This is a genomic window from Kaistia sp. MMO-174 (assembly GCF_037147815.1).
In the GTDB taxonomy this organism is placed as follows: domain Bacteria; phylum Pseudomonadota; class Alphaproteobacteria; order Rhizobiales; family Kaistiaceae; genus Kaistia; species Kaistia nematophila.
In genome coordinates this window covers 907,151-928,959 of the sequence record NZ_JBBCUO010000002.1, presented here as the reverse complement: position 1 = coordinate 928,959, position 21,809 = coordinate 907,151, and the positions used below count along the sequence as shown (strand labels likewise).

Annotated in this window: 17 protein-coding genes; 6 read left to right on the top strand and 11 right to left on the bottom strand. The window is 66.7% G+C overall.

Annotated elements, in window-relative coordinates; genetic code table 11:
• Nucleotides 1-18: 18 nt before the first annotated feature.
• From guaD to add, 8 genes are all read right to left on the bottom strand, one after another.
• Nucleotides 19-1,386: a guanine deaminase gene (guaD, locus tag WFK98_RS10305; protein ID WP_336800138.1), complete on the bottom strand. Its 1,368-nt coding sequence runs from the start codon at nt 1,384-1,386 to the stop codon at nt 19-21.
• A gap of 22 nt (nt 1,387-1,408) precedes the next feature.
• Nucleotides 1,409-2,737, bottom strand: a complete 1,329-nt coding sequence (locus WFK98_RS10300) for an amidohydrolase family protein (RefSeq protein WP_336800137.1) — start codon at nt 2,735-2,737, stop codon at nt 1,409-1,411.
• A 62-nt stretch (nt 2,738-2,799) separates the two neighbouring features.
• On the bottom strand, nt 2,800-3,669 hold the full coding sequence (locus WFK98_RS10295; protein ID WP_266337914.1) for an aromatic ring-hydroxylating oxygenase subunit alpha: 870 nt from the start codon (nt 3,667-3,669) through the stop codon (nt 2,800-2,802).
• Between the two features lie 76 nt (nt 3,670-3,745).
• On the bottom strand, nt 3,746-4,681 hold the full coding sequence (locus WFK98_RS10290; protein ID WP_266337913.1) for an ABC transporter permease: 936 nt from the start codon (nt 4,679-4,681) through the stop codon (nt 3,746-3,748).
• A gap of 9 nt (nt 4,682-4,690) precedes the next feature.
• Nucleotides 4,691-5,773 (bottom strand): ABC transporter permease, encoded by a 1,083-nt coding sequence (locus WFK98_RS10285; RefSeq protein WP_266337912.1) that lies wholly within the window; start codon nt 5,771-5,773, stop codon nt 4,691-4,693.
• A gap of 1 nt (nt 5,774) precedes the next feature.
• Complete coding sequence (locus tag WFK98_RS10280; protein ID WP_336800136.1) at nt 5,775-7,352, bottom strand: ABC transporter ATP-binding protein; 1,578 nt, start codon at nt 7,350-7,352, stop codon at nt 5,775-5,777.
• Between the two features lie 75 nt (nt 7,353-7,427).
• Entirely contained in the window at nt 7,428-8,552 is a 1,125-nt protein-coding gene (locus WFK98_RS10275; protein WP_336800135.1) for a BMP family ABC transporter substrate-binding protein, read from the bottom strand.
• Nucleotides 8,553-8,578: 26 nt separating this feature from the next.
• On the bottom strand, nt 8,579-9,643 hold the full coding sequence (gene add, locus WFK98_RS10270; RefSeq protein WP_336800134.1) for an adenosine deaminase: 1,065 nt from the start codon (nt 9,641-9,643) through the stop codon (nt 8,579-8,581).
• A 287-nt stretch (nt 9,644-9,930) separates the two neighbouring features.
• Between add and WFK98_RS10265 the strand changes: the two genes are divergently transcribed.
• Genes WFK98_RS10265 through WFK98_RS10245 form a run of 5 tightly spaced genes read left to right on the top strand, consistent with a single transcriptional unit; the run spans nt 9,931 to nt 14,330 of the window.
• Nucleotides 9,931-10,896 (top strand): helix-turn-helix domain-containing protein, encoded by a 966-nt coding sequence (locus tag WFK98_RS10265; protein ID WP_266337908.1) that lies wholly within the window; start codon nt 9,931-9,933, stop codon nt 10,894-10,896.
• Nucleotides 10,893-11,153 (top strand): hypothetical protein, encoded by a 261-nt coding sequence (locus tag WFK98_RS10260; RefSeq protein ID WP_336800133.1) that lies wholly within the window; start codon nt 10,893-10,895, stop codon nt 11,151-11,153. The genes WFK98_RS10265 and WFK98_RS10260 overlap by 4 nt, the downstream gene beginning before the upstream one ends.
• Nucleotides 11,154-11,191: 38 nt before the next feature.
• Nucleotides 11,192-11,881, top strand: coding sequence for a Rieske (2Fe-2S) protein (locus WFK98_RS10255; protein ID WP_336800132.1), 690 nt, complete (start codon nt 11,192-11,194; stop codon nt 11,879-11,881).
• Nucleotides 11,878-12,507 (top strand): glutathione S-transferase family protein, encoded by a 630-nt coding sequence (locus WFK98_RS10250; protein WP_336800131.1) that lies wholly within the window; start codon nt 11,878-11,880, stop codon nt 12,505-12,507. Before WFK98_RS10255 ends, WFK98_RS10250 begins: the two co-directional genes overlap by 4 nt.
• 20 nt (nt 12,508-12,527) lie before the next feature.
• Nucleotides 12,528-14,330: an adenine deaminase gene (locus tag WFK98_RS10245; RefSeq protein ID WP_336800130.1), complete on the top strand. Its 1,803-nt coding sequence runs from the start codon at nt 12,528-12,530 to the stop codon at nt 14,328-14,330.
• Between the two features lie 1,019 nt (nt 14,331-15,349).
• Here WFK98_RS10245 and WFK98_RS10240 read toward each other — a convergent pair.
• The 3 genes from WFK98_RS10240 to WFK98_RS10230 all read right to left on the bottom strand — a co-directional run bounded on the left by WFK98_RS10240 (nt 15,350) and on the right by WFK98_RS10230 (nt 19,481).
• Nucleotides 15,350-16,984, bottom strand: a complete 1,635-nt coding sequence (locus WFK98_RS10240) for an FGGY-family carbohydrate kinase (RefSeq protein WP_336800129.1) — start codon at nt 16,982-16,984, stop codon at nt 15,350-15,352.
• A 125-nt stretch (nt 16,985-17,109) separates the two neighbouring features.
• The gene (locus WFK98_RS10235) at nt 17,110-18,207 is read right to left on the bottom strand and encodes an alcohol dehydrogenase catalytic domain-containing protein (protein ID WP_336800128.1); all 1,098 of its coding nucleotides are present in this window, start codon (nt 18,205-18,207) and stop codon (nt 17,110-17,112) included.
• A gap of 233 nt (nt 18,208-18,440) precedes the next feature.
• Nucleotides 18,441-19,481 (bottom strand): LacI family DNA-binding transcriptional regulator, encoded by a 1,041-nt coding sequence (locus tag WFK98_RS10230; RefSeq protein WP_266337901.1) that lies wholly within the window; start codon nt 19,479-19,481, stop codon nt 18,441-18,443.
• A gap of 417 nt (nt 19,482-19,898) precedes the next feature.
• Here WFK98_RS10230 and WFK98_RS10225 point away from each other — a divergent pair, with 417 nt between their 5' ends.
• A complete protein-coding gene (locus WFK98_RS10225; RefSeq protein WP_336800331.1) occupies nt 19,899-21,521 on the top strand; it encodes an extracellular solute-binding protein in 1,623 nt (540 codons plus the stop codon).
• The last annotated feature ends 288 nt before the right edge of the window (nt 21,522-21,809 follow it).

The following is a 21,809-nucleotide window of genomic DNA, read 5'->3' as shown; positions in this document are numbered from 1 at the left end:
TCGCAGGGCCGGGCGACGTCAGCCGGTGCCGCCGACGCGCCGGCCACCGATCCAGATCTCGGCCAGATTGCCCTTGGAGGCGGTGTAGACGATCTTCTGCAGCGCGTCCGCGTCGCTGTCGATGTCGTCCCAGACGCGCATCGTCCCGCCCGGCGCGTGCGGGTCGACGAGGATGGCGTCGAAGTGGCAGCCGGGCGCGAACCGGCCGACCGGCAGATCGAGCGCTTCGGCGCCGCCGGCGGTGGCGAGATGGAAGGCGACGTCGAAATCGATGCGCGAACCCGGCCGGCCGCGCTCGGCCTGCGGCAGTGTCGGGTCGACGCCGGTTTCCAGCATGCGCGAGGCAGCGATCGCCATCCGCTGCGCCTCGATCATCGAGGCGGTCGGGCCGCCCGAAATGTCGGTGCCGAGGCCGACGCGCACGCCCTTGGCGAGCGCCGCCCGGAGCGGGAAGACGGCATTGGCGAAATAGGCGTTGGAGAGCGGGCAATGCGCGACGCCGGCGCCGCGCGCATGGATCAGCTCCATGTCGCCGTCGGTCAGGAAGTTCGAATGCGCCAGCACGGTCCTGCGCGTCATCAGGCCGAAGCGGTCGAGCGTCTCGGCGTCGGTGCGGCCGAAGCGGTCGAGCACATAGCCATGTGCCCAGTCGCTTTCCGAGCAGTGCGTCTGGACATGGCAGCCGCATTGGCGCGCCAGTTCGCCGAGCCCTTCCAGCAGGGGATCGGTGCAGGAGGGAACGAAGCGTGGCGTGATCACGGGATGGACCAGGCCGTGGTTTTCCGGATGCGCGGCGACATAGTCGATCAGCGCCTTCGTGCCCGTGATGCCTTCCTCGGCCGAGGCGTCGCGATAATAGTCCGGGCATTCGGCCGGATTATCCATCGCCACCTTGCCGACCAGGGCGCGCTGGCCCTGTTCGAGGCAGATGTCGACCAGCAGTTTGGACGCCTCGACATGCTGCGTGGCGAAATAGAGCGCCGTCGTCGTGCCGTTGGCGATCAGGTCCTCGACCAGCGCTTCATAGTGGCGGCGGGCGAAGGCGAGGTCGGCATAGCGCGCCTCGAGCGGGAAGGTGTGCTGCTGCAGCCAGACTTCCAGCGGCACGTCGAGCGCCTTGCCGAGCTGCGGATATTGCGGCGCGTGGATATGCAGGTCGACGAAGCCGGGTAGGATGTAGCTCTCGGCCGGCGCCTCGACGAGCGCGCCGGAGTCCGCTGCCCGCGCGCGCTTCGCGGCATGGCCGGGATCGCCGGCCGGAGTCACCGCCACGATGGTGCCGCGACCGTCGATCTCGACCAGCGCGTCTCTCAGGATCTCGATCGAGCCGAGTTCGGGAGCATGGCAGAACGTGCCGGCGATGGTCTTGCTGCGCAGGTCGGTCAAGGCGGGTTCCAGTCTGGCGGTCTCAGCCCAGGCTGCGCTTGCGCAGCGCATGGGCGCGGGTGCGGAATTCGCGGCGGATTTCCGCCTCGTCTATACCCGCGACGAAGCGGTTTTCCATCAGCATTCGCCCGTTGACAATGGTGTGGGTGACGTCGTCGGCCCGGCTCGAATAGACGAGGGCGGCGGCCGCGTCATAGACGGGCAGGCTGTGCGCCTTGTCGAGATCCACGACGATGACGTCGGCGGCCATGCCGGGCGCGAGCCGGCCGGTCTCCGGCCGGTTCATCGCCTTCGCGCCCTCTGCGGTCGCCAGCTCCAGGATTTCCGCCGTCTTCAGGAACTCGACGTCGTTGGTCTTGTCCTTGTGGATCAGGCCGGCGAACTTCATCTCCTGGAACATGTCGAGCGTGTTGTGGCTGGCGGGGCCGTCGGTGGCGAGGCCGACGGTGATGCCGTGCTCCAGCACGCATTTGAGCGGCATGGTGCCGGAATTGAGCTTGGCGTTGCAGCAGGGGCAGTGGCCGATCTTGACGTCATGCGCCGCCAGGATCTTCATGTCTTCCGCGTCGAGCTGGGTGCAGTGGGCGGCGGTGATGTCGCCCTTCAGGAAGCCGAGCGACTCCAGCCAGCGCACCGGCGAGGTGCCGTAATTCTCGGCCATGTAGGCCATTTCCTGCGTGCCCTCGGCGAGGTGGGTGTGGATCGGCACGCTGTAGGCGTCGGCCACCTCGCGCGTCAGCCGGTACATCTCCTCGCCGCAGGAATAGGGCGCATGCGGCGACAGGCCGATTTGCAGCAGGCCGTCGCGTGTCTTGTGATGCTTGGAAACGAGGTCGCCGAAATTGTTCAGCGTCTTCCACGACCAGTCGGTGATCGGCGCGTAGAGGCCGCGATCGGCGAAGCCGTAGCCGAGCGTCGCCCGCAGCGGAATCCGCTTCAACGCCTCGATCTCCGGCTCGACGGCATAGGCGTCGAAGTGCTCGTTGAAGGTGGTGATGCCCGACTTCACCATTTCGACGAGGCCCATCAGGCTCGCCCAGTAGAGCGTCTCGGGGTCGAAGTTGCGCTTGAGCTGCCACATTGTCGAAAGCCATTCGAACAGCTTCACGTCCTCCAGCAGGCCGCGCAGCAGCATGTTGGAGGCGATGTGGGTGTGGCTGTCGCAGAAGCCGGGCATGACGGCCGAGAGCGAGGCGTCGATCACCTTGCGCGCGCCGCGGATATCGACCGCGTCGGCGGGGCCAACGGCAGTGATTGTGCTCCCCGTCAGGGTGACGACGCCGTTCTCGATCGGCTTGGCGCCGCCCATCGGAAGCACGGTGCCGTTGATGATGGCGATATCGATGGTCATGGCAATGCGGCCCCGAAATGCTGGCTTCGAAAAAGACTTTGGCGAAGGAACGGCGGGAAGGTTCAGGCGGCGCGTTCGGCGGTGCCGAAGGTGACGCCCTTCTCCTTCAGCCAGCGCCGGTAGGCGACAGAGGAGATGTCGGCGCGGGTCGGAATCTCCGCGCGCGGCTCCAGCGGCAGCAGGCGCGGGCGCTGGTTCTCCAGGATGATCCGGTCCTGCAGGAAGATCAGCTGCTGGAAATGCACCATGCTGGTCAGCGTGCTCTCGTCGTCGATGATGAACATCACCGGATGGGCGCGGCAGCGGTCATGGTCGAGCGGCTGCACGAACAGGCAGATCACGTCCCAGCGGTTCGCCGCCGCGGGGCAGGTCTTGTAGAGCAGCGTCTGGAACGGCGCCGCGACGCGGTACATGTACTGCGTCATGATCCCGCCTGAGGCGGAAAGCGCTGCCTGCGGCTGGAAGAACTCGCAATTGGTGGCCCAGACCTCGTCGACGTCGCGGCGGATCTCGGTCGTGTAGTGGCGCACTTCCGTGTGCGGCTCGGCGCCGAGGATATCGGTGTGGACGAAGGGGAAATGCGCCATGTCGAGGAAGTTCTCGACGATGCGCAGGCCCGAGGCGCGCACGGCGACCGCGCCGCAGACGACGTGCCGCCGGTCGGGCTCGTCGGCTTCGGGGATATCGAACAACTCGCGCTCCGGCGTGCCGAGGGTCGTCCAGATGAAGCCGTAGCGATCGCGCGTCGGCAGCGCCTCGCCTAGAACGCCGCCTTCCAGCTTTTCCCGCACGACGACCGTTCCCGCCGTATCGCGGGAGACGATCAGGTCGCGGCCGAGCAGCCGGTTCGGCTTCGGCTCGGCCGGAATATCGGCCGCGATGTCGATCACATACCACTGGTCGAGGGATGCTTTTTCAGCCGGTCGTGCCATGGCCATTCTCCTCAGGGGCAGATGCGGCGGGCAGGCCGCCAAATGTTGCACACACTCGCTTTTCGAGCGAGTCGGGTCATCGTTCGTCGCGGAAGAACGGCACGCCGAGGCCAGCCGGCGCGGTGAAGCCGAGCCGCAGCCGACGCCACAGGAATACCGGCAGGATCATTGCCAGCATGGTGCCGAGATAGGGCAGCATGGAAAGGAATGTGGGCGAGATCGGCCAGTTGCGCGCCTGCCCCACATAGCCGATCGCCGTGATCACGCCGAAGAGCAGCGCGCCGAACACCGCTCCGAACGGCCGGTAGCCGGCGAAGATCACCAGCGCCACCGCGATCCAGCCGCGCCCGGCGACGACGCCGTCCGACCAGGAGGGCACGAAGGCGAGCGTCAGATAGGCCCCGGCACCCGCTCCGAGAGCCGCGCCGATGGTGACGTACCAGAAGCGGATCAGCGTCACCGGGATACCGGCGCTGTCGGCGGCTGCCGGATTCTCGCCGACGGCGCGGACATTCATGCCGTGGCGGGTGCGGAACAGCACGAAGGAGATCGCCGCCGGGATGACCAGGTAGATCAGATAGACGAGGATGTTCTGCGAGAAGAGGGCGCGGCCAAGGATCGGCAGGTCGCTCAGATAGGGCACGACGATCTTCTCGAAGGTCGCCTTGGCCGGCATGCCGGAATAGCTCTTGCCGATGGTGACGGCGAGGCCGGAGCCGAGCATGGTCAGCGCCAGCCCGCACAACACCTGGTTGGCGCGGAAGACGACCGTCGCTAAGGCGAACAGCGCCCCGAAGCCGAGGCCGACGAGAAGCGCCATGGCGAAGCCGAAGAAAGGATTGGGGTAGAGCGTCACGGCGATGATGCCGGTGACGCCGCCGAGCGCCATCAGGCCCTCGACGCCCAGGTTGAAGACGCCGACGCGCTCGGCCAGCACTTCGCCGAGCGCCGCCAGCGCCAGCACGCCGCCCGCCAGGATCGCCGTCGTCAGGATGCCGGTAATGAGTTCCATGGGATTTCCTCAGCCCGCGGCCGTTGCCGGCGCTGCCTGGGGCAGGGCGCGGACGAGGCGGTAATGGGCGAACTGGTCGGCGACCGCGGTGAACATCATGATGAGGCCGGTCAGGGCGAGAACGGCGGCGGTGGTCAGGCCCTGCGTCTGCAGGATGATGCCGGCGTTCAGGATGATCGCCATCAGCGCCGCGCCGGCGATCACGCCGACCGGCGAGCCGCGTGCCAGCACCGCGACCATGACGCCGAGATAGCCATAGTTGTTGGAGATGCCACCCTGCAGGCGATGCACCGTGCCGGTCACTTCCAGCATGCCGGCAATACCTGCGATGGCGCCGGAGAGCAGCATGATGGTGATCATGCGGCGGCGGACCGGGATGCCGGCATAGTGCGCGGCCTCCGGATTGGCGCCGGTCAGACGAATCTCGTAGCCCCATTTCGTGTAGCGCAGCAGCAGCCCGAACAGGATCGGCGCGACCACCGCGATGACGAAGCCCCAGTGCAGCGAGCCGAAGAAATCCGGCATCTGGTAGGGCACGCGGCCGGTCGAGGCGACGGTTCCCGTGGTGCGGTCGCGCCAGGGACCGGTGGCGACGTAATAGACCAGCAGCAAGGCGACGAAGTTCAGCAGAAGCGTCGTGATGATCTCATCGACCTTGCCATAGGCGCGCGCCAGCGTCGGCACGAGGATCCAGAGCGCGCCGCCGGCCGCTCCGGCCGCGAAGCAGAGCAGCAGCATGAAGGGCTCGGGGCCCTTCACGAACAGGCCGATCGCGGTCGCCGCGAAGGCGCCGATATAGAACTGGCCGTCGGCGCCGATGTTCCAGAGGCCGATCTTCATCATCACGGTGACGGCGAGACCGGTCAGGATCAGCGGCGTCAGAAGCAGGCCGAGATCTTCGAGGCCAAAGCGCGATCCCAGACTCTTCTTGATGATCTGGGTGCCGAGATGCAGTGGGTCGAAGCCGCATGCGGCGAGCACGATGGCGCCGACGGCGAGCGCCGCGATGAAGCCGATCGCGCGAGCGGCAAGGATACGGCGGCCGGAAACGGTGGAGCTACGGACAAGGCGCAGGGACGGGAAGCCGCTCATGTCAAGCAGCCTCGACGGCTTGGGTGGCAGGCTGCTTCGTCTGCCCGCCCATCAGCAGGCCGACCGTTTCGAGATCCGCGTCCTGCGTCTCGAAAAGTCCCATCACCCGCCCCTTGAACATGACGGCGATGCGGTCGGTGACGTCGAACAATTCGGATAGCTCCTCGGAAATCAGCACGACGGCGACGCCGGAATTGCGCAGGTCGATCAGGTAGCGAAGCAGGGTCGAGATGGCGCCGACATCGAGGCCGCGGCTCGGATAGGCGGCGACGATGGCGAGTCTGGCGATGCGCATCTCGCGTCGGGCGACGAGGCGCTGCTGGTTGCCGCCGGAAAGGTTGCGGATCGGAGTGCGCAGCGAGGGCAGCGTCACCTCCGCGTCGGCGGCAATCTCCTTGGCGAGCCGGTCGGCGGCGCCGGGCTTGAACAGCGCGCCTTGGGCGATCGGGGGCTCGGCATAGGTGCGCAACACGGCGTTGTCGGCGACCGAAAGGCTCGGAGCGACGCCGCTGCGCAGTCGGTCCTCCGGGATATGGCCGACGCCGATATCGAGGAAGAAGGCCGGCGACGGGTCGTCGACGGCAACGCCTTCGATCAGGATCCGGCCGCCGGTCGGCTTGCGCACGCCGGTCAGGATTTCGGAGAGCTCGCGCTGGCCGTTGCCGGCGACGCCGGCAATGCCGAGGATCTCGCCGGCGCGCACCTCAAGATCGGCGTCGATCAGGCCGGCACGGCCGCGATCATCGGCGGCCGAGACGTTTTCGAGCGCGATGACGATGCGGCCGGGTTCGTGGCGCGGCGTCATCATCTCGCGCAGGCCGCCCAGCACCATCTCGCGGCCGACCATCAGCTGCGCCAGCTTCGTCGTGGTGCAGTTCGCCGTCGGTTCGGTGACGACCTTGCGGCCGCCACGCAGCACCGTGACGCGGTCGGAAATCTCCAGCACCTCGTCGAGCTTGTGGCTGATGAAGATCACGGAATTGCCGGCGGCGCGGAAGGCCCGCAGCGCCTTGAAAAGGGTGCGCGCCTCGCTCGGCGTCAGCACGGCGGTCGGCTCGTCGAGGATCAGCACGCGCGCCTGCCGCGCCAGCACGCGCAGGATCTCGACGCGCTGCTGCTCGCCGGCGGAAAGCTCGTCGATGCGCGCGTCGGGTCGGACGGCGAGGCCGTAGCGTTCGGAGAGTTCCCGCGTCCGCGCTTCCAGCACCTGCGCCGAGGCGAAGCGGGGCGTATCCTTCCAGCCGAGATGAACGTTCTCGGCGACGGTGAAGGCGCGCACCAGCTTGAAGTGCTGATGCACCATGCCGATGCCGGCAGCGATCGCCTCGACCGGCGAGCCGAAGCTCTGAACCGCGCCATCGAGCAGGATGCGGCCGGAATCCGGCCGGTAGATGCCGGTCAGGATGTTCATCAGCGTCGACTTGCCGGCGCCGTTCTCGCCGAGCAGCGCATGGATTTCGCCGGGGCGGAGGTCGAAGTCGATATCGGCATTGGCGATGACGCCCGGAAACACCTTGCCGATGCCTTCCAGCGCGATGATCGGCCTGGCAGGAATGTCGCGTGCCGGAGCTTCAGGCATCGATGGGCGTCCTCGTCGTCAGCATGCAGGAGAGCGGCCCCTCCCGTCGCCGGGAAGGGGCCTTTGGATTGGGCGTCAGACCTTGAGGCCGGACACGCCTTCGATCGACCAGTCCCAGGTGTAGAGGGCTTCCGGAGTCATGGTCTCGCCGGCCTTGACGCGGACATTGCCGTCGATGTCCTTGATCTCGCCGACGAAGGGATTGAAGCCTTCGTTGAGGATGCGGTCGCGCACCGCGTCCGCCTTGGCGGCGACCTCGGCCGGGACCTTGGCGCCCCAGGCGTCGCGGTCGATGCCCTTGCCCATCGGCAGCAGCGTGCCCTCGCCGCCGGTCCATTCGCCGGCGAGGCGCTTGCGCACCTGGTCGACGTAATACTGGTTCCAGTCGAGGACGATCGAGGTGACATAGGCATCCGGGCCGTAGCGGCGGATGTCGGTGTTCCACATCGCCGCCCAGACGCCGCGCTCCTGCGCGACCTGCAGGTAGGCGGCCTCGTCCATGATGCCGAACAGGAAGTCGCAGCCATTGTCGATCAGCGCGGTGCCGGCCTGCTTGGCGCCCTGCGGGTCGAACCAGGAGTTGATGACGACGGTCTGCAGCGTCGCTTCCGGATTGACGGTGCGCGCGCCCATCAGGAAGGCGTTGGTGCCGCAGAACACGGCCGGGACCGGGAAGGAGGCGACATAGCCGAGCTTGCCGGTCTTCGACAGCAGGCCGGCGGCGACGCCCGCCACATAGGTCGGGAACCAGTGCTGGATGTAATAGTAGGAGAGGTTGTCGGCCTTGCGGTGGCCGTCGCACTCCATGAAGGCGACGTCCGTGGCGCGGTCGGAAACCTCGTAGATCAGGTCGCCATAGTTGGAGGTCGAGATGATCATGTTGGCGCCGTCGGACACCATCTGCCGATAGATGCGCGTGCAATCGGCTGAGAAGGGGATGTTCTCGACTTCGAGATACTTCGCCTTCGGGAAGGCGGCCTTGACCGCCTCGAGGCCCTGGTGGTGGCTCCAGGTCCAACCTTCATCCGAGATCGGGCCGACATGGCCGAAGCCGATCACGGCATCCTCTTCCTTGACAGCGGCGAGCGGTGTCGCGCCATAGGCCGGCCGGCCGAACTGCGGCAGCATCAGCGACGAAGCGGCCGTCATGCCGGCAAGGCCCATGAAGCGGCGGCGGTCCATGTTCTTGAAGTCGATCATTCGTTCCCCTCGGTTCTCGGTGGTGTTCAGGAAGTGAATTCCGGGTGCGACGCGGCGGGCGCGGCGTCGAGTTCCGCCATCAGCCCGTCGATCTCCTTCGACCAGTCGCCGAGCCAGTCGCGCTTGGTGTCGGCGTCGAGCCAGGAGGCACGGATACTGTCGAGTGCACACTTCTTGAGCATTGGCGCGTCCATGTGCAGCTTTTCGGCGGCCAGAACGTACTCATTGGCTAAATCCGTGCCGAACATGGGCGGATCGTCGGAGTGGATGGTGACGTTCAGTCCGGCGTCGAGCATGCGGCGGATGGCGTGGTCCGGCGCCGACAGGTCGCGCCAGATCGTCGTCGCCTCGGTCGTGCTCGGGCAGCAGGTGAAGAAGGTGCCGGCCGCGCGGCATTGCGCGACGAGGGCGGGATCGTCGACGACGTGATAGCCGTGGTCGATCCGCTCGACGCCGAGAATTTCCAGCGAATCCCGGACGTTGGCGGCGGGGCCGCTTTCGCCGGCATGCGCGGTGACGTGCAGCCCGGCCTGCTTCGCCTGCTCGAACAGTGGGCGGAACGGCGCGGGCGGGAAGGGCGCCTCGTTGTAGTCGAGGCCGATGCCGATGATCGCGTCGCTGCGATGCTCCAGCACCATGTCGAGGAATTCGAGGCCGCTCTTGAGGCCGAGTTCTCGGCTGTGCGCCGGGATCAGGCGCGACGTCAGGCCCTTGTCCGTCTCGATGTCGGCCATCGCCGCCAGGATGCCGTCGAGCATCGTCAAATAGTCGACGCCATGCGCCTGGTGGGCATGGGCCGAGAAGAAGAACTCGACATGGCGGGCGTTACTGGTGGCGCAGCTCTCCAGCATCTCGTAGGTGATGCGATGGAAGTCATTGGCATCGCGGATCGAGCGGCTGACGAGGTCGTAGATCTTCAGGAAGTCCGGCAGGTTGTCATAGCGGTAGAGCTCGCCGATCTCGTCGAAATAGGGCAGTTCCACGCCGTTCTTCCGCGCCAGTTCGACAAAGGTCGACGGCCGCACCGCGCCCTCGAGGTGGAGGTGCAGTTCGATCTTGGGAAGGCGACGCGCGAAACTCGTAAGGTCCATCGGGCTTGCTCCTGGGGCCGTGCCTCCTCTCGAAGCAATGTTCAGGCCAGCGCCGACGTTCGTCGCGCATGGCAGTCGGCGCCGAAGCCCGGGTCAACCGGCGTATTGCCGGGCTTCCGTGCGCTTGCGGGAGGATGCGTTGCGCTCTCGCGCCGGTCGTCTTGCGCTGGGCGGCGGGTCGCTTCGGCCCGGTCGGCGCGAAGGCGCATTGATGTCGCATTGCCTACAGGTTAGACATGCCTGAATGTTAGGCGATCGGCATTCGTTGCCGACCATGAGGGGATTTCATGCTTCCGCCAGCTGCCCGCGCCCTTCTCGACCACCCGGAATGGGAAGCCATGATGTGGCGGAGCTGCAGCCCGATGACGGTGGCTCCGGGCGACCGCGCGAGCTTCCGCGCCAGCCTCGATCTCTGGGATCTCGGCACCCTCGGCCTGCGCCTGTTCAACGCGCCGCGCTATGTCGCCTTGCAGACGCCGCACGAGATCTACCGCGCCCATCGCCAGCGGCTTGTACTGACCATCCCGCTCGACGGCCGCTGCAGCTTCTCGCAGTTCGGTCGCACCGTGCAGCTCGAGGCCGGCGACGCGGCCTTTCACCTGACCACCAGCCCGCTCGAATATGTCCAGGCGGAGGAGGGCGCGGTCGCCATCCTGCAACTTCCGTCGAACCGCATCGGCCTCTATGTCTCCTGCCTGGAAGACATCTGCGCCCTGCGCATCGCCGCAAGCGATCCGGTCCTCGGCGCCGTGCTCGGCAGCGCGCGCGCCATTCCCAATATCCACGCTATCGCCTCGGAGCGCGCGCGGGACGCCTTCGCCGAGAGCGTGGTCGCCAGCCTCGGCGCCCTGGCGGCGATGCTTTCGGAATCGCAGGAGAACCAGAGCTCGGTGATCCAGCGCCGCCGTCTGAACGCGGTCAAATCCTTCATCGATGCGGAGCTCGCCGATAACGGCCTCAATCCCGATCGCATCGCCAGCGCCAACGGCATCTCGGTGCGCTATCTGCACCATCTGTTCCAGGGCGACGGGCAGTCCGTCACCGACTGGATCCGCGAGCGCCGGCTCGACCGCAGCCGCAAGGGGCTGGAGAGCGCCGACCTGCGCGCGCTGACCGTGAACGAGATCGGCCTGCGTTCCGGCTTCAACAACGACGCGCATTTCCGCCGCGCCTTCAAGTCGCGCTTCGGCGTCGCGCCGCGTGACTATCGCCGCCAGCAATTGGCGGAATTCGAGGACGAGCGCGTCGGATGAGCCAGCCCGTGCAGACGAACGCGCCGGTGACGATGGCCTTCCTGGGCCATTTCCAGCCGGAGAGCTTCACGGAATTCATGCGCCATCGCGCCACTCGCCTGTCGCTCGTGCTGCGCCTCGGCGCGGTCGGCTGCGAGCGGGTCGAGGTCGCCGTCGAGGGGGCGGCCGATCTGGTCGACATGTTCGAAATGGCGTGCAGCCTCGGACCGATCGATTGCCTCGTGCTCGACATCCACCGCAAGACGGAACGGCAATGACCGCTCCGGAATATCCAGAAGACAGGGGAACGGCAATTATGGGTTTTGCAGCGGGCTGGTATGCCCTTGGGCTTGGCAACGGGCTGGAGGTGGGGACCTCGGCCGGCACGCAGCTTTTTGGCAAGGAGCTGGTGATCTGGCGCGACGCATCGGGCGCCAGCCATGTCTGGGAGGATCGCTGCCCGCATCGCGGCATGCGGCTTTCCTTCGGCTTCGTGCGCGGCAACCACATCGCTTGCCTCTATCACGGCTGGCAGTATGACGAGGCCGGCCAATGCCGCCACATCCCGGCGCATCCGAGCCTCGAGGTGCCGGAGACGATCAAGGTGCCGACCTACGCCTCGGTCGAGGCCGCCGGCATGATCTGGGTGCAGTCCGCGCCGGAGGTGGGCGGGCCGCCGCCGCAGGATATCGCCGCCGTGCCCGTCCGTAGCCTCTATATCGACCGCGCGCCCGAAGCCGTCGCCCACGCGCTGGAAGCGGGCCTGGCCGGCACGTTCGAATCGCTGTCGCCCAGCACCTTCGCGGCGACGCCGGGCGGCGCGACCTTGTTCCTGGCGCTGCAGCCCTATGGCGCCGAGCGCACGGCGCTGCATATCGCCCGTACCGGCGGGGACGTGCCGTTGAAGGATATCGCCGTCTGGGCCGAGGATCTCCGCGCCGCGCTCGAGGCGCTGCCTGCAGGCGCTGTGGCGCCGGTTGCCGGCCATGCGGGAGCGGCGGCATGAGCCTGATCCTGCACGATTACGAACTGGATTCCGACAGCTACAAGGTCCGCCTGCTGCTCTCCGTGCTGGGCGTCGAATACGACAAGGTGGCGGTCAACGTTCATCCCGGCCACGAGCAGCGTTCGCCGGCCTATCTCCGCCTCAATCCGCTCGGCAACCTGCCGATCCTCGTCGAAGGCGCGACCGCCCTGCGCGATGCCGGCGCCATCCTCTGCTATCTCACCCGCCTGCACGACAGGGATGGCCAGTGGTTGCCGGCCGATCCCGTCCGCTTCGGCGAGGTGATGATGTGGCTGTTCTTCGCCGGCCAGGACCTGGCGCCCGCGACGCTGGCGCGGCTGCATGACATGCTCGAAGTCCCGGCGGACCGGGATGCTGTCATCGCCGCTTCCCGACGCGCCTTCCGCATCATGGACGACCACATGACCCGGCGCGAACTGGAGGGCTTCGACTGGTTCGTCGGCGAGAATGCGACGCTCGCCGAGATCGCCCTGTTCCCGACGATCGCGCTGTCGCGTGACTTTGGCGTCGATCACGACGAATATCCGGCTCTCCGGCGCTGGATGCGGCGGGTTCGTACGATTCCGGGCTTCATCACCATGCCGGGCATCCCCGACTATCATTGATCGCGTAGCAGGATCACTTCATGACCAGGCTCACCCGCTTCTCCGTCGCGCCGCTCGCCACCCAGACCCGGCGCCTCGCCGACGTCGCTTCCGGCCGCGCCGCTCCCGATCTCGTCATCAGGGGCGCGCGCGTGCTCTCGACCTATTCGGAGCGGATCCTGCCGGAGCGCGAGATCTGGATTTCCGGTGGCCGCATCGCCGCCGTGAAGCCGTCCGGCACCCACAAGGGCGGTGCCAGGTCGATCTATGACGCCAAGGGCGGCATTGTCGCGCCGGGCCTCGTCGATCCGCATATTCACATCGAATCCTCGATGGTGACGGCCTGCGCCTATGCCGAGGCCGCGCTTTTGAACGGCACTACGACGATCTTCTGCGACAGCCACGAGATCGGCAATGTCATGGACGTCGCCGGTGTCGAGGCGATGCTGGAGGATGCGCGCCAGGCGCCGCTCTCGATCTTCCTGACCGTGCCCTCGACCGTCCCGGCGACGTCACCCGAGCTTGAGACGGCCGGCGGCGACCTGACGCCGGAGAAGATCGCGGCGCTGTTCGACAAGTGGCCGGAGGCTGTGGCGCTCGGCGAGAAGATGGATTTCGTCCCCGTCGCCATGGGTGACGAGCGCAGCCACGCCATCCTGGCGGCGGCGCTGTCGCGCGGCCGTCCGGTCTCGGGCCATGTCTATGGTCGCGAGTTTGTCGCCGCCTATGCCGCCAGCGGCGTCACCGACACGCATGAGGCGATCGACCGCGAGATCGCCGACGACATGCTGGAGGCCGGCATCTGGCTGTTCCTGCGCGGCGGCCCGCCGACGACGCCGTGGCATTCCCTGCCGCAGGCGATCAAGACGGTCACCGAGCTCGGCGCCTCGCACAAGCGTGTTGCCGTCTGCACCGACGACCGCGACGCCGACGACCTCCTGCATTTCGGTCTCGACTGGGTGGTGCGCGAGGCGGTCAAGGCCGGCATGTCGCCCGAGCAGGCCTGGTCAATGGGCTCGCTGCATGGCGCCACCCGCTTCGGTCAGGATGGCGAGATCGGCGGCATGGGCGGCGGCCGCCGTGCAGACCTCGTGCTGATGGGGGACGGCCTCGATCCGCAGTCGACCTGGTATGGCGGCGAGCTGGTCGTCGATGGTGGCAAGATCACGCCGCTGCTCGACGCGGCGCTTTCCGATCGCTACCAGTATCCGAAATCGGCCTATCAGACGGTCAAGCTGCCGAAGAACTTGAGGCTGACGCCCGACCTTCCGTCAGGCCCCGGTACGCTGCATGCGATCCGCACAGAGCTTCCGGGCATCACGCTCGGCCATGAGAAGATCGAGATCGGCGCGGCGAACGACTGGGAGACCCTGTTCGAGCGGCACGGGCTCTGCTTCGTCACCGTGGTCGAGCGGCACGGCAAGTCGAACGGCAATGTCGCGCATGGCGTGCTGTCGAATTTCACGCTGAACTATGGCGCCGTCGCCTCGTCGGTCGGCCATGACAGCCACAATATCATCATCACGGGCACCAACGAGCCGGACATGCAGCTGGCGCTCGAGACTGTCGCCGCCACCCAGGGCGGCGTCTGCGTCGTCGCCGATGGCAAGGTGCTGGCGAAGATCGACCTGCCGATCGGGGGCCTTCTCTCCGACAAGCGGGTCACCGAGGTGGCGGAGGAGACGAAGGCGCTGAAGATCGAGTGGGAGAAGGCCGGCTGCTCGATCCCCTATATGGGCTTCAACCTGATCCCGCTTTCCGTCATCCCCGAGATCCGCATCACCGACAAGGGCCTGGTGCTGGTGCCGGAGATGGAAATCGCGCCGATGTTCGAACCGGCCTGAGTCCAAATGAAAACACCCCCGACGTCCAGTGACGGCGGGGGTGTTGAAACTCGTCCTTTAGCCGACGTTGCTGCCGGTGACAGCCGCGACGCGCTCGATCTTCTCGCGCTTGATCAGAGACGGGGCTTCATAGGTCTTCTTGGTCATGGTGCTCGCTCTCGATTCGGTATGAGATGTCCGGCGCCCGTGCACAAGGCATCAGGCGCCGGCGGTCGCATTAGACCGGGTTGCTGCTCGGCGCAGCGGCGACGCGCTCGATCTTCTCGCGCTTGGTCAGAACCGGAGCTTCATAGGTGCGCTTGGTCATTCTTGGCCTCATCATCTGATTGGAGCTTGCGCTCCGAAAATAACGGTGTCGAACCGCCCGGAACGGGATCGCGAACGACTTATGGCTGCAACTGGCTGGTCGCGAGTCGCGCTTAGGTAACCCGGCTGCCGATCGGCTCGGCCGCGATGCGCTCGATCTTCTCGCGCTTGGTCAGAACCGGAGTCTCATAGCTACGCTTGGTCATGTTAGCCCCCACAATAATAGTGACGGCTGAATTGTTTCTGATTTTGGTGAAGCTACGCAAGCGTTTAGTGAGAGTAATTCAAATCGGTCACGGTCGTTCTGACGCCAGAGTTGCTGTTTTGTAACGCTATCTTCGCAGGCTGCGACGCACAGAAAAATGCCCCGGCCGCAAGTGCGACCGGGGCATCCAATGTCTTAAAAGCCTGCGGCCAGCCCCCGGGTCGTGGCGCGGCAGGCCTTGTCGACTTTACTTGCAGTCCGAGCCGGCGCAGCCGGCCGCGATGCGGTCGAGCTTCTCGCGCTTGACGAGTGCCGGAGTCTCGTAGGTACGCTTGGCCATGGTGCCCCCCATTTGCCGATGCACTAAGCGGGAGACGCATCCCGTCTTTCGTGATTCCGTGCAATCGGAAATCGTTGCCGGACGTCGCGGCGACCTGTTGCTTCCGACGAGTTTGCCGTCGTGTGACGCGCGCGCCACAGTTGGCGCGGAAGGCGGCAGCGGCCCCGGCTAGAGAGCCGAGGCGACCAGTTCGCGCGCCTTGCGGTCGGCGTCCTGCAGGGCGAGGAAGACGCGATACTTGGCGTCATGGATACCCGCGGTAGTGCCGCCGGCCGGGCGATGCTCGGAGGCGAGGCGCGACATCTCGTCGATGGCCGCGACCGTGCCGGGGAAGGCGCCGGCCGCGACGGCGCCGAGAATGGCGGCGCCCAGCAGGACCGGCTCGGCTGATTCGGGCACGGCGATGGTGAGGCCGGTCGCATCCGCCATGACCTGCCGGACGAGCGGGCTCTGGCCCGCGCCGCCGGAGACGACGATGGTGTCGAGTTCCGCGCCCTGCTTCGCCAGCGCGTCGACGATCTGCCGCGCGCCATAGCCGAGCCCGCAGACGCCGGCGAGATAAAGTCGCGCGAGGCTGTCGAGGTCCTCGTCCATGTCGAGCCCGGCGATGACGGCGCGGGCGGCGGGATCGGCGTTGGGCGAGCGGTTGCCCAGGAATTCCGGCACGACCTGGATGGTAGCGGCGAGGCGGGCGATCGCCTCCGGCGTCGAGGCCAGTTCGGCGACGCGTGCTTCCAGGAGGCCGAGAAGCGATCTGCCGCCCGCCTTGGCGCTGGCGACGGCCTGCGGATAGGCGGGATGCAGCTTAACCAGGTGGTCGATCGCGGCGCCGGCCGCCGACTGGCCGCCCTCGTTCAGCCAGAGGCCGGGCAGCATGGCCGAGAAATACGGACCCCAGACGCCGGGCACGAAGCGCGGCTCGACCGTGGTCGTCATGGCGCAGGCAGAGGTGCCGAAGATATAGGCCATCTGGCGCTTGGCGTCGGTTGGCTGGTTCGACGTATCGCGCGCGCCGATCGAGCCGACGCCGCCGGCATGCGCGTCGATCATGGCGGCGCCGACCGGGGTTCCCGGCTTGAGGCCGAGCTCTTCGGCGGCGCGCGCCGTCAGGCCGTTGCCGAGCGGCGTGCCGGGATCGACGACCTCCGTGCCGATGCGGGCAAAGCCTTCGTCGGCGAGCGAGCCGAGGCCGATCTGCCGGAAGTAGCTCTCGTCCCAGCGCTTCTCATGCGCGAGATAGGTCCACTTGCAGGTGACGGTGCAGACGGAGCGGGCGAGGCTGTCGGTGGCGCGATAGCTCAGCCAGTCGGACAGGTCGAAGAAATGCTTCGCGCTCGCGAAGCTTGCCGGCAGGTTCTCGCTCAGCCAGAGCAGTTTCGGCGTCTCCATCTCGGGCGAGATGACGCCGCCGACATAGGCGAGCACGGGATGGCTGGTGGCGTTGATGCGGCGCGTCTGGTCGGTGGCGCGGTGGTCCATCCAGACGATGATGTTGCGGGCGGGATCGCCGGAACGGCTGACCGTGACGGGCCGGTCGTCGGCGTCGATCAGCACCAGCGAGCAGGTGGCGTCGAAGCCGATGCCGGCGACCTGATCGGCCGGGATCTTGGCCGCCGCCATCGCCTCGCGCACAGAGGCGGCGATCGCCTGCCAGATGTTCTCCGACGACTGTTCGACGACGTCGCCGGGCTCGTGCCAGAGCGTGATCTCGCGCTTGGCCGAGGCCTTCAGCACGCCGGTCGCGTCGAAGATGCCGGCGCGGGCGCTGCCCGTGCCGACATCGATGCCGATGAAATAGCTCATGGAAGCGTCCCCGTTCGCGTCTTGGAGCATTGCACCGTTTCGTAAAAACGGTGCAATGCTCTCACTCTTTGTCTGGTCGCGTTTTCTTCACGCGAACCGGCCACCACTTCGCTTGAAAACGCGTCTCAACCGGCGGCGTCCGCTCCATAGCCGGGCCGCAGCAGCACCTTGATCGAGTCGAGTCCATAGGCCTTGTCGATGGCGGTGGTCCAGTCCTTCAGCCCGTAGTGGTGGGTGACGATGCCCTTCGAGGTGACGAGGCCGCGCTGCAGCAGGTCGATCGCGATCGGATAGCAGTAGGGCGCGAGATGGGCGCCGCGGATGTCGAGCTCCTTGCGGTCGCCGATGATCGACCAGTCGGCCGTCGTCTCGGCGCCGAAGACGGAGAACTCGACGAAGCGGCCTAGCTTGCGGATCATTTCGAGGCCCTGGGTGACGCCGGCCGGCACGCCCGTCGTCTCGATATAGACGTCGCAGCCATAGCCGTCGGTCAGGCCGCGGACGATCTCGATCGGATCCTGTTCGCGCGGGTTGATCACCACGTCGGCGCCGAACGACTTGGCGAGCGCCAGCCGCTCCGGCACGAGGTCGACGACGACGAGCTTCTTCGGCGTCTTCAGATGGGCGATCTGCGTCATGAACAGGCCGAGCGGACCGGCGCCGGCGATCACCACGACATCGTCGAGCTGGATGTCGCCGCGATTGACGGTGTGGATGGCGCAGGAGAGCGGCTCGATGATCGCCGCGTCCTCGAGCGAGATCTCTTCCGGGATCTTGTGCAGGCGCGCCGTCTCGGGGATGCGCATGTATTCCGCCATGCCGCCATCGGCGACCTGCTTCTGGAAGCCGAAGATGTTGTGCACCTCGCACATCCAGTAGCTGCCGGAGCGGCAGTAGCGGCACTTGTCGCAGGGGACGATCTGCTCGGCGATGACGCGGTCGCCGACGGCGACGCCGAAATGCTCGGCCGCGTCCTCGCCGATCGCCTCGACCCGGCCGAAGAACTCGTGGCCGGGGATCACCGGCGGCTTCACATAGGGATTCTGGCCGCCCCAGAACATGTTGGCGCCGGACCAGCACTTGCAGTCGCTGGCGCAGATGCCGCAGGCGTCGATCTTCAGCACCAGTTCGCGCCGGCGCGGCTCCGGCTTGCCGACCGCCTCGACGCGATAGTCCTTCGGGCCGTGGCAGACGATCGCCGTCATCGAGCGCGATTGAAACATGGAGGGCCTCCCGGGGCATTGGCGCAGCCCATCGCGGCAGCGCTGTTTTGATTGGTGGGACGGGAGGATAGGGGCTGTTCGACTCCCGCGCCAATGCCGAATTGCACACCGACTGATACGGTTTTGACAGGGCGCTGATGGTCGGGGCGAGATGGAGCCCGGATCGCCGCTCCGCCGCGTCCGGGCAGCGGCGAGGGCGGGTGAGGGGGGCGAGCCGGGGCTCCGGGCCCGTCTCACACCTCCGGGATATTCTCCTTGAAGATCGCCTGCAGGCGCGTCGCCGGGCCGGTCGGGTTTTCCTCGCCGCGGGCGGCGCGGGCGAGGCGGTCGACGGCTTCGCGCGCCTCGACGCGCGGGTTCTGGTCGATCGCCGCGTCCATCGTGCCGGAGATCAGGAAGCGGCGCGTGTGCTCGGTCAGCTCGTGGCCGATGAAGACGACCGACTTTTCCCGGCCCGCCTCCTGCAGGGCGCGCGAGATGCCGCGGTTGCCGGCGCCGATATTGTAGATGCCGGCGAGATCGGGATAGCGCGCGAGCAGCGCCACCGCCTCGCTATAGGCGCGCTCGGTGTCGTCGCGGATCTCGCGCAATTCGACGATCGAGAGCCCCGGATATTCCTCGCGCAGCATGTGGCGGAAGCCCATCTCGCGCTCTTCATGGCCGCGATAGGAGAGCGAGCCGGCGAAGAGGGCGACCTTGCCGGTCTCCGCCTTCAGGAAGCGGCCGAGCAGGTAGCCGGCGAGCCTGCCCGCGGCGCGGTTATCGATGCCGACATAGCCGACGCGCGGCACATGGCTGATGTCGGAGACGAGCGTCATCACCGGCACGCCGGAGCCGGCGAGCGAGCGGATCGCCTCGCGCACCACCGGATGGTCGAGCCCGATCAGGCCGACGCCCTGGCTCTTGCCGCGCAGCGCCTCCAGCTTCTCGGCCAGGAGCACCGGCTCGAAGCCCTCGATCGAATGGATGCGCAGGTTGACGTCGGGCCGGATGGCGGCGATGTCGGCGAAGCGGTCGGCGAGATTGTTGATGAAAGTGTTGGTGCCGCCCGGCAGCACGATGTCGAGGTCGACGATATCGAGCGGGACGCCGCCGATCGCGGCGCCCGACGCGCCGGGACGCAGCATGTCGTCGAGGTAGCCGAGCTTGCCCGCGATCGCGAGCACATGGCCGCGCGTGCGTTCCTTGACGCCATCGCGGTTGTTGAGGACGCGGTCGACCGTCGCGGTCGACACCCCCGCCTCCTTCGCGATGTCCGCCAGTGTCGTCCGCATTCCGTTTATCCTAGTCGTTTCAGGGCTTTGGAAACCGCAAGCTACGCCGTTTGCCGGGGGAACCGGAAGCGGCAGCGGTTGCGTGCCGGCAAATGATGTCTTTGATGTAAAATGATGTCAATGACGGTTTTGATCATTTTGATCTCCCGCCGGAAAATCGGTGCTGCTTCAACGTCTCAGCGGAGCATGTCCGGCTGATTTCGGCCGAAAATGGCCTACATCGTCGCAAAATCCGGCGCGGTCGTCGGTCCACGCGATCAGTTGGAATCCTGTCATTGCTGCAATGCATCATCGGATTGGGCATATTGTGATGCATTGCATCGCCTGTTGACATCGAAACAAATCAATATCAATCATCTCCGCCGATGTGACGGATCGGGAAACGGTCCGCTGTCCTTGGGAGGGGAAATCATGTCCATGCGCGGTTCGTCCGCCGGCTCGTCCGGCTTCACCCGCCGCCGTCTGCTGAAGACGGGCGGCTCGGCCTTCGCTCTCACCGCCGCCGTCGGCATCGCGCCGAAGTTCCTGCGGCCGGCCTTCGCCGATACGGCGCTGGCGCCGGGCATGATCGGCGGGCCGACCGGCTTCGCCGGCGCCGAGCGCTACCAGTATGGCGCCGATACGCCGGAAGGCCGCGCCATCGAGGGCATCAAGGCGCTGAAGGCCGCCGGCAAGGCGCCGTCGAAGATCGTGCTCGGCCTGTCGGATGGCTCGATCGGCCAGCTGACCAAGCCGTTCCCGGAAGGCGCGCCGTCGATCAAGGACCTTTGGGAGAAGGAAACCGGCGTCACGCTGGAGATCGTCGGCCAGCCCAACGGCCAGGAATTCACCAAGGCGATGCAGGACATCTCCACCCAGGGCGGCGCGTTCGACATCTACGCCGTCGAGTGGAACCGCCTGGGCGACCTCGCCGAGACCAATGGTCTCGTCAAGATGGACGATTTCGTTGCGCAGTATAAGCCGGAATGGGACAATCCCGAGCGCGGCTATCCGGGCGGCGACGCCGGCGTCAGCCTGTTCAACCGCTATCGCGGCTCCGTCTACGGCGTCTCGCTCGATGGCGACTATCAGTGCTGGGTCTACCGCACCGATCTCTTCGGCGACGCGGCCGAGCAGGCGGCCTTCAAGGACAAGTTCGGCTACGACCTGGCGCCGCCCTCGACCTGGAAGCAGCACAGCGACATCGCCTCGTTCTTCCATCGCCCCGACAAGGGCCTGTTCGGCTCGACCGACCTGCGCAACCAGGGCTGGGGCTACACCAACTGGTACCAGCGCTTCGTCTCGACCGCCTCGCCGAACCAGTTCCTGTTCGACGACAATGGCGCGCCGCTGATCAATTCGGCCAATGGCATCCTGGCGACGACCGAATATGTCGACAGCCTCGCCCATCATTCGCCGGACGCGATCTCCTGGGGCTGGCCGGAGCAGTACGGCAATTTCGGCAATGGCGGCGCGGCGATGACCTGCGCCTTCTCCAACCTGCCGAAGTTCCTCGACAACAAGGCGAATGACGGCTCGAAGGTCACCGGCAAGATCGGCTCGATGCTGCCGCCGGGCCGCGTCATCGACGACAAGCTGGTCCGCCGCTCCGTGCTCTGGCTCAACCTGTCGGCCTCGATCTCGGCCCAGAGCCAGCATCCCGAAGCCTGCTACCTGCTGCTGCAGTGGCTTGGATCCAGCCGGATCTATTCCTGGATGACGGCCAATCCGGGCGGCTATTTCGACCCGTTCCAGCTGGCGAACTTCGCCGATCCGCTCGTCCGCGAGACGTATCACGCCTACCACATGGACAATCTGCGCGAGGTCGTCGCCCGCACGGTGCCCACCATCAACTATCCGGGCGCGACCGCCTTCCACAACGCGCTCGACGAGAACCTCGTCGCCGCCTGCACCAAGGCGAAGACGCCCGAGCAGGCGATGGCCGACACCGAACGCGAATGGAAGCGCATTGCCCGCCGCATCGGCGAGGACAAGCTGCTCGATGCGATCCGCAGCAACAAGGCTTCGTGGCCGACGGTGCTGGACCCGGTCGTGACGTAAGCCGCTGGGCCTAGACCCTCACCCCAACCCTCTCCCGCAAGCGGGCGAGGGGGCGCTCCTCACCGGCCGCGAGGCGGATGCAGAGCTACGGCGGAAAGCCCTCTCCCTCAGGGAGAGGGTGGGGTGAGGGCCTTGGCGGCCAGGAATGTGGGGACCCTTTCACCTCTCCCACGGGGAGAGGTCGGCGGCGAAGCCGACGGGTGAGGGGGTAGGGAATTTTCCGGAGAGGGCTCAACCCCTCACCCGGACCTGCGGTCCGACCTCTCCCCATGGGAGAGGTGAGGGCCG

Excerpts from the sequence above, each read along its gene's own strand:
- WFK98_RS10235 (WP_336800128.1), bottom strand. The coding sequence starts at position 18,207 with ATGTTTCAATCGCGCTCGATGACGGCGATCGTCTGCCACGGCCCGAAG.
- WFK98_RS10265 (WP_266337908.1), top strand. The coding sequence starts at position 9,931 with ATGCTTCCGCCAGCTGCCCGCGCCCTTCTCGACCACCCGGAATGGGAA.
- WFK98_RS10250 (WP_336800131.1), top strand. The coding sequence starts at position 11,878 with ATGAGCCTGATCCTGCACGATTACGAACTGGATTCCGACAGCTACAAG.
- WFK98_RS10280 (WP_336800136.1), bottom strand. The coding sequence starts at position 7,352 with ATGCCTGAAGCTCCGGCACGCGACATTCCTGCCAGGCCGATCATCGCG.
- WFK98_RS10285 (WP_266337912.1), bottom strand. The coding sequence starts at position 5,773 with ATGAGCGGCTTCCCGTCCCTGCGCCTTGTCCGTAGCTCCACCGTTTCC.
- WFK98_RS10255 (WP_336800132.1), top strand. The coding sequence starts at position 11,192 with ATGGGTTTTGCAGCGGGCTGGTATGCCCTTGGGCTTGGCAACGGGCTG.
- WFK98_RS10240 (WP_336800129.1), bottom strand. The coding sequence starts at position 16,984 with ATGAGCTATTTCATCGGCATCGATGTCGGCACGGGCAGCGCCCGCGCC.
- WFK98_RS10295 (WP_266337914.1), bottom strand. The coding sequence starts at position 3,669 with ATGGCACGACCGGCTGAAAAAGCATCCCTCGACCAGTGGTATGTGATC.
- WFK98_RS10245 (WP_336800130.1), top strand. The coding sequence starts at position 12,528 with ATGACCAGGCTCACCCGCTTCTCCGTCGCGCCGCTCGCCACCCAGACC.
- WFK98_RS10290 (WP_266337913.1), bottom strand. The coding sequence starts at position 4,681 with ATGGAACTCATTACCGGCATCCTGACGACGGCGATCCTGGCGGGCGGC.
- add (WP_336800134.1), bottom strand. The coding sequence starts at position 9,643 with ATGGACCTTACGAGTTTCGCGCGTCGCCTTCCCAAGATCGAACTGCAC.
- WFK98_RS10260 (WP_336800133.1), top strand. The coding sequence starts at position 10,893 with ATGAGCCAGCCCGTGCAGACGAACGCGCCGGTGACGATGGCCTTCCTG.
- WFK98_RS10230 (WP_266337901.1), bottom strand. The coding sequence starts at position 19,481 with ATGCGGACGACACTGGCGGACATCGCGAAGGAGGCGGGGGTGTCGACC.
- WFK98_RS10225 (WP_336800331.1), top strand. The coding sequence starts at position 19,899 with ATGCGCGGTTCGTCCGCCGGCTCGTCCGGCTTCACCCGCCGCCGTCTG.
- WFK98_RS10275 (WP_336800135.1), bottom strand. The coding sequence starts at position 8,552 with ATGATCGACTTCAAGAACATGGACCGCCGCCGCTTCATGGGCCTTGCC.
- WFK98_RS10300 (WP_336800137.1), bottom strand. The coding sequence starts at position 2,737 with ATGACCATCGATATCGCCATCATCAACGGCACCGTGCTTCCGATGGGC.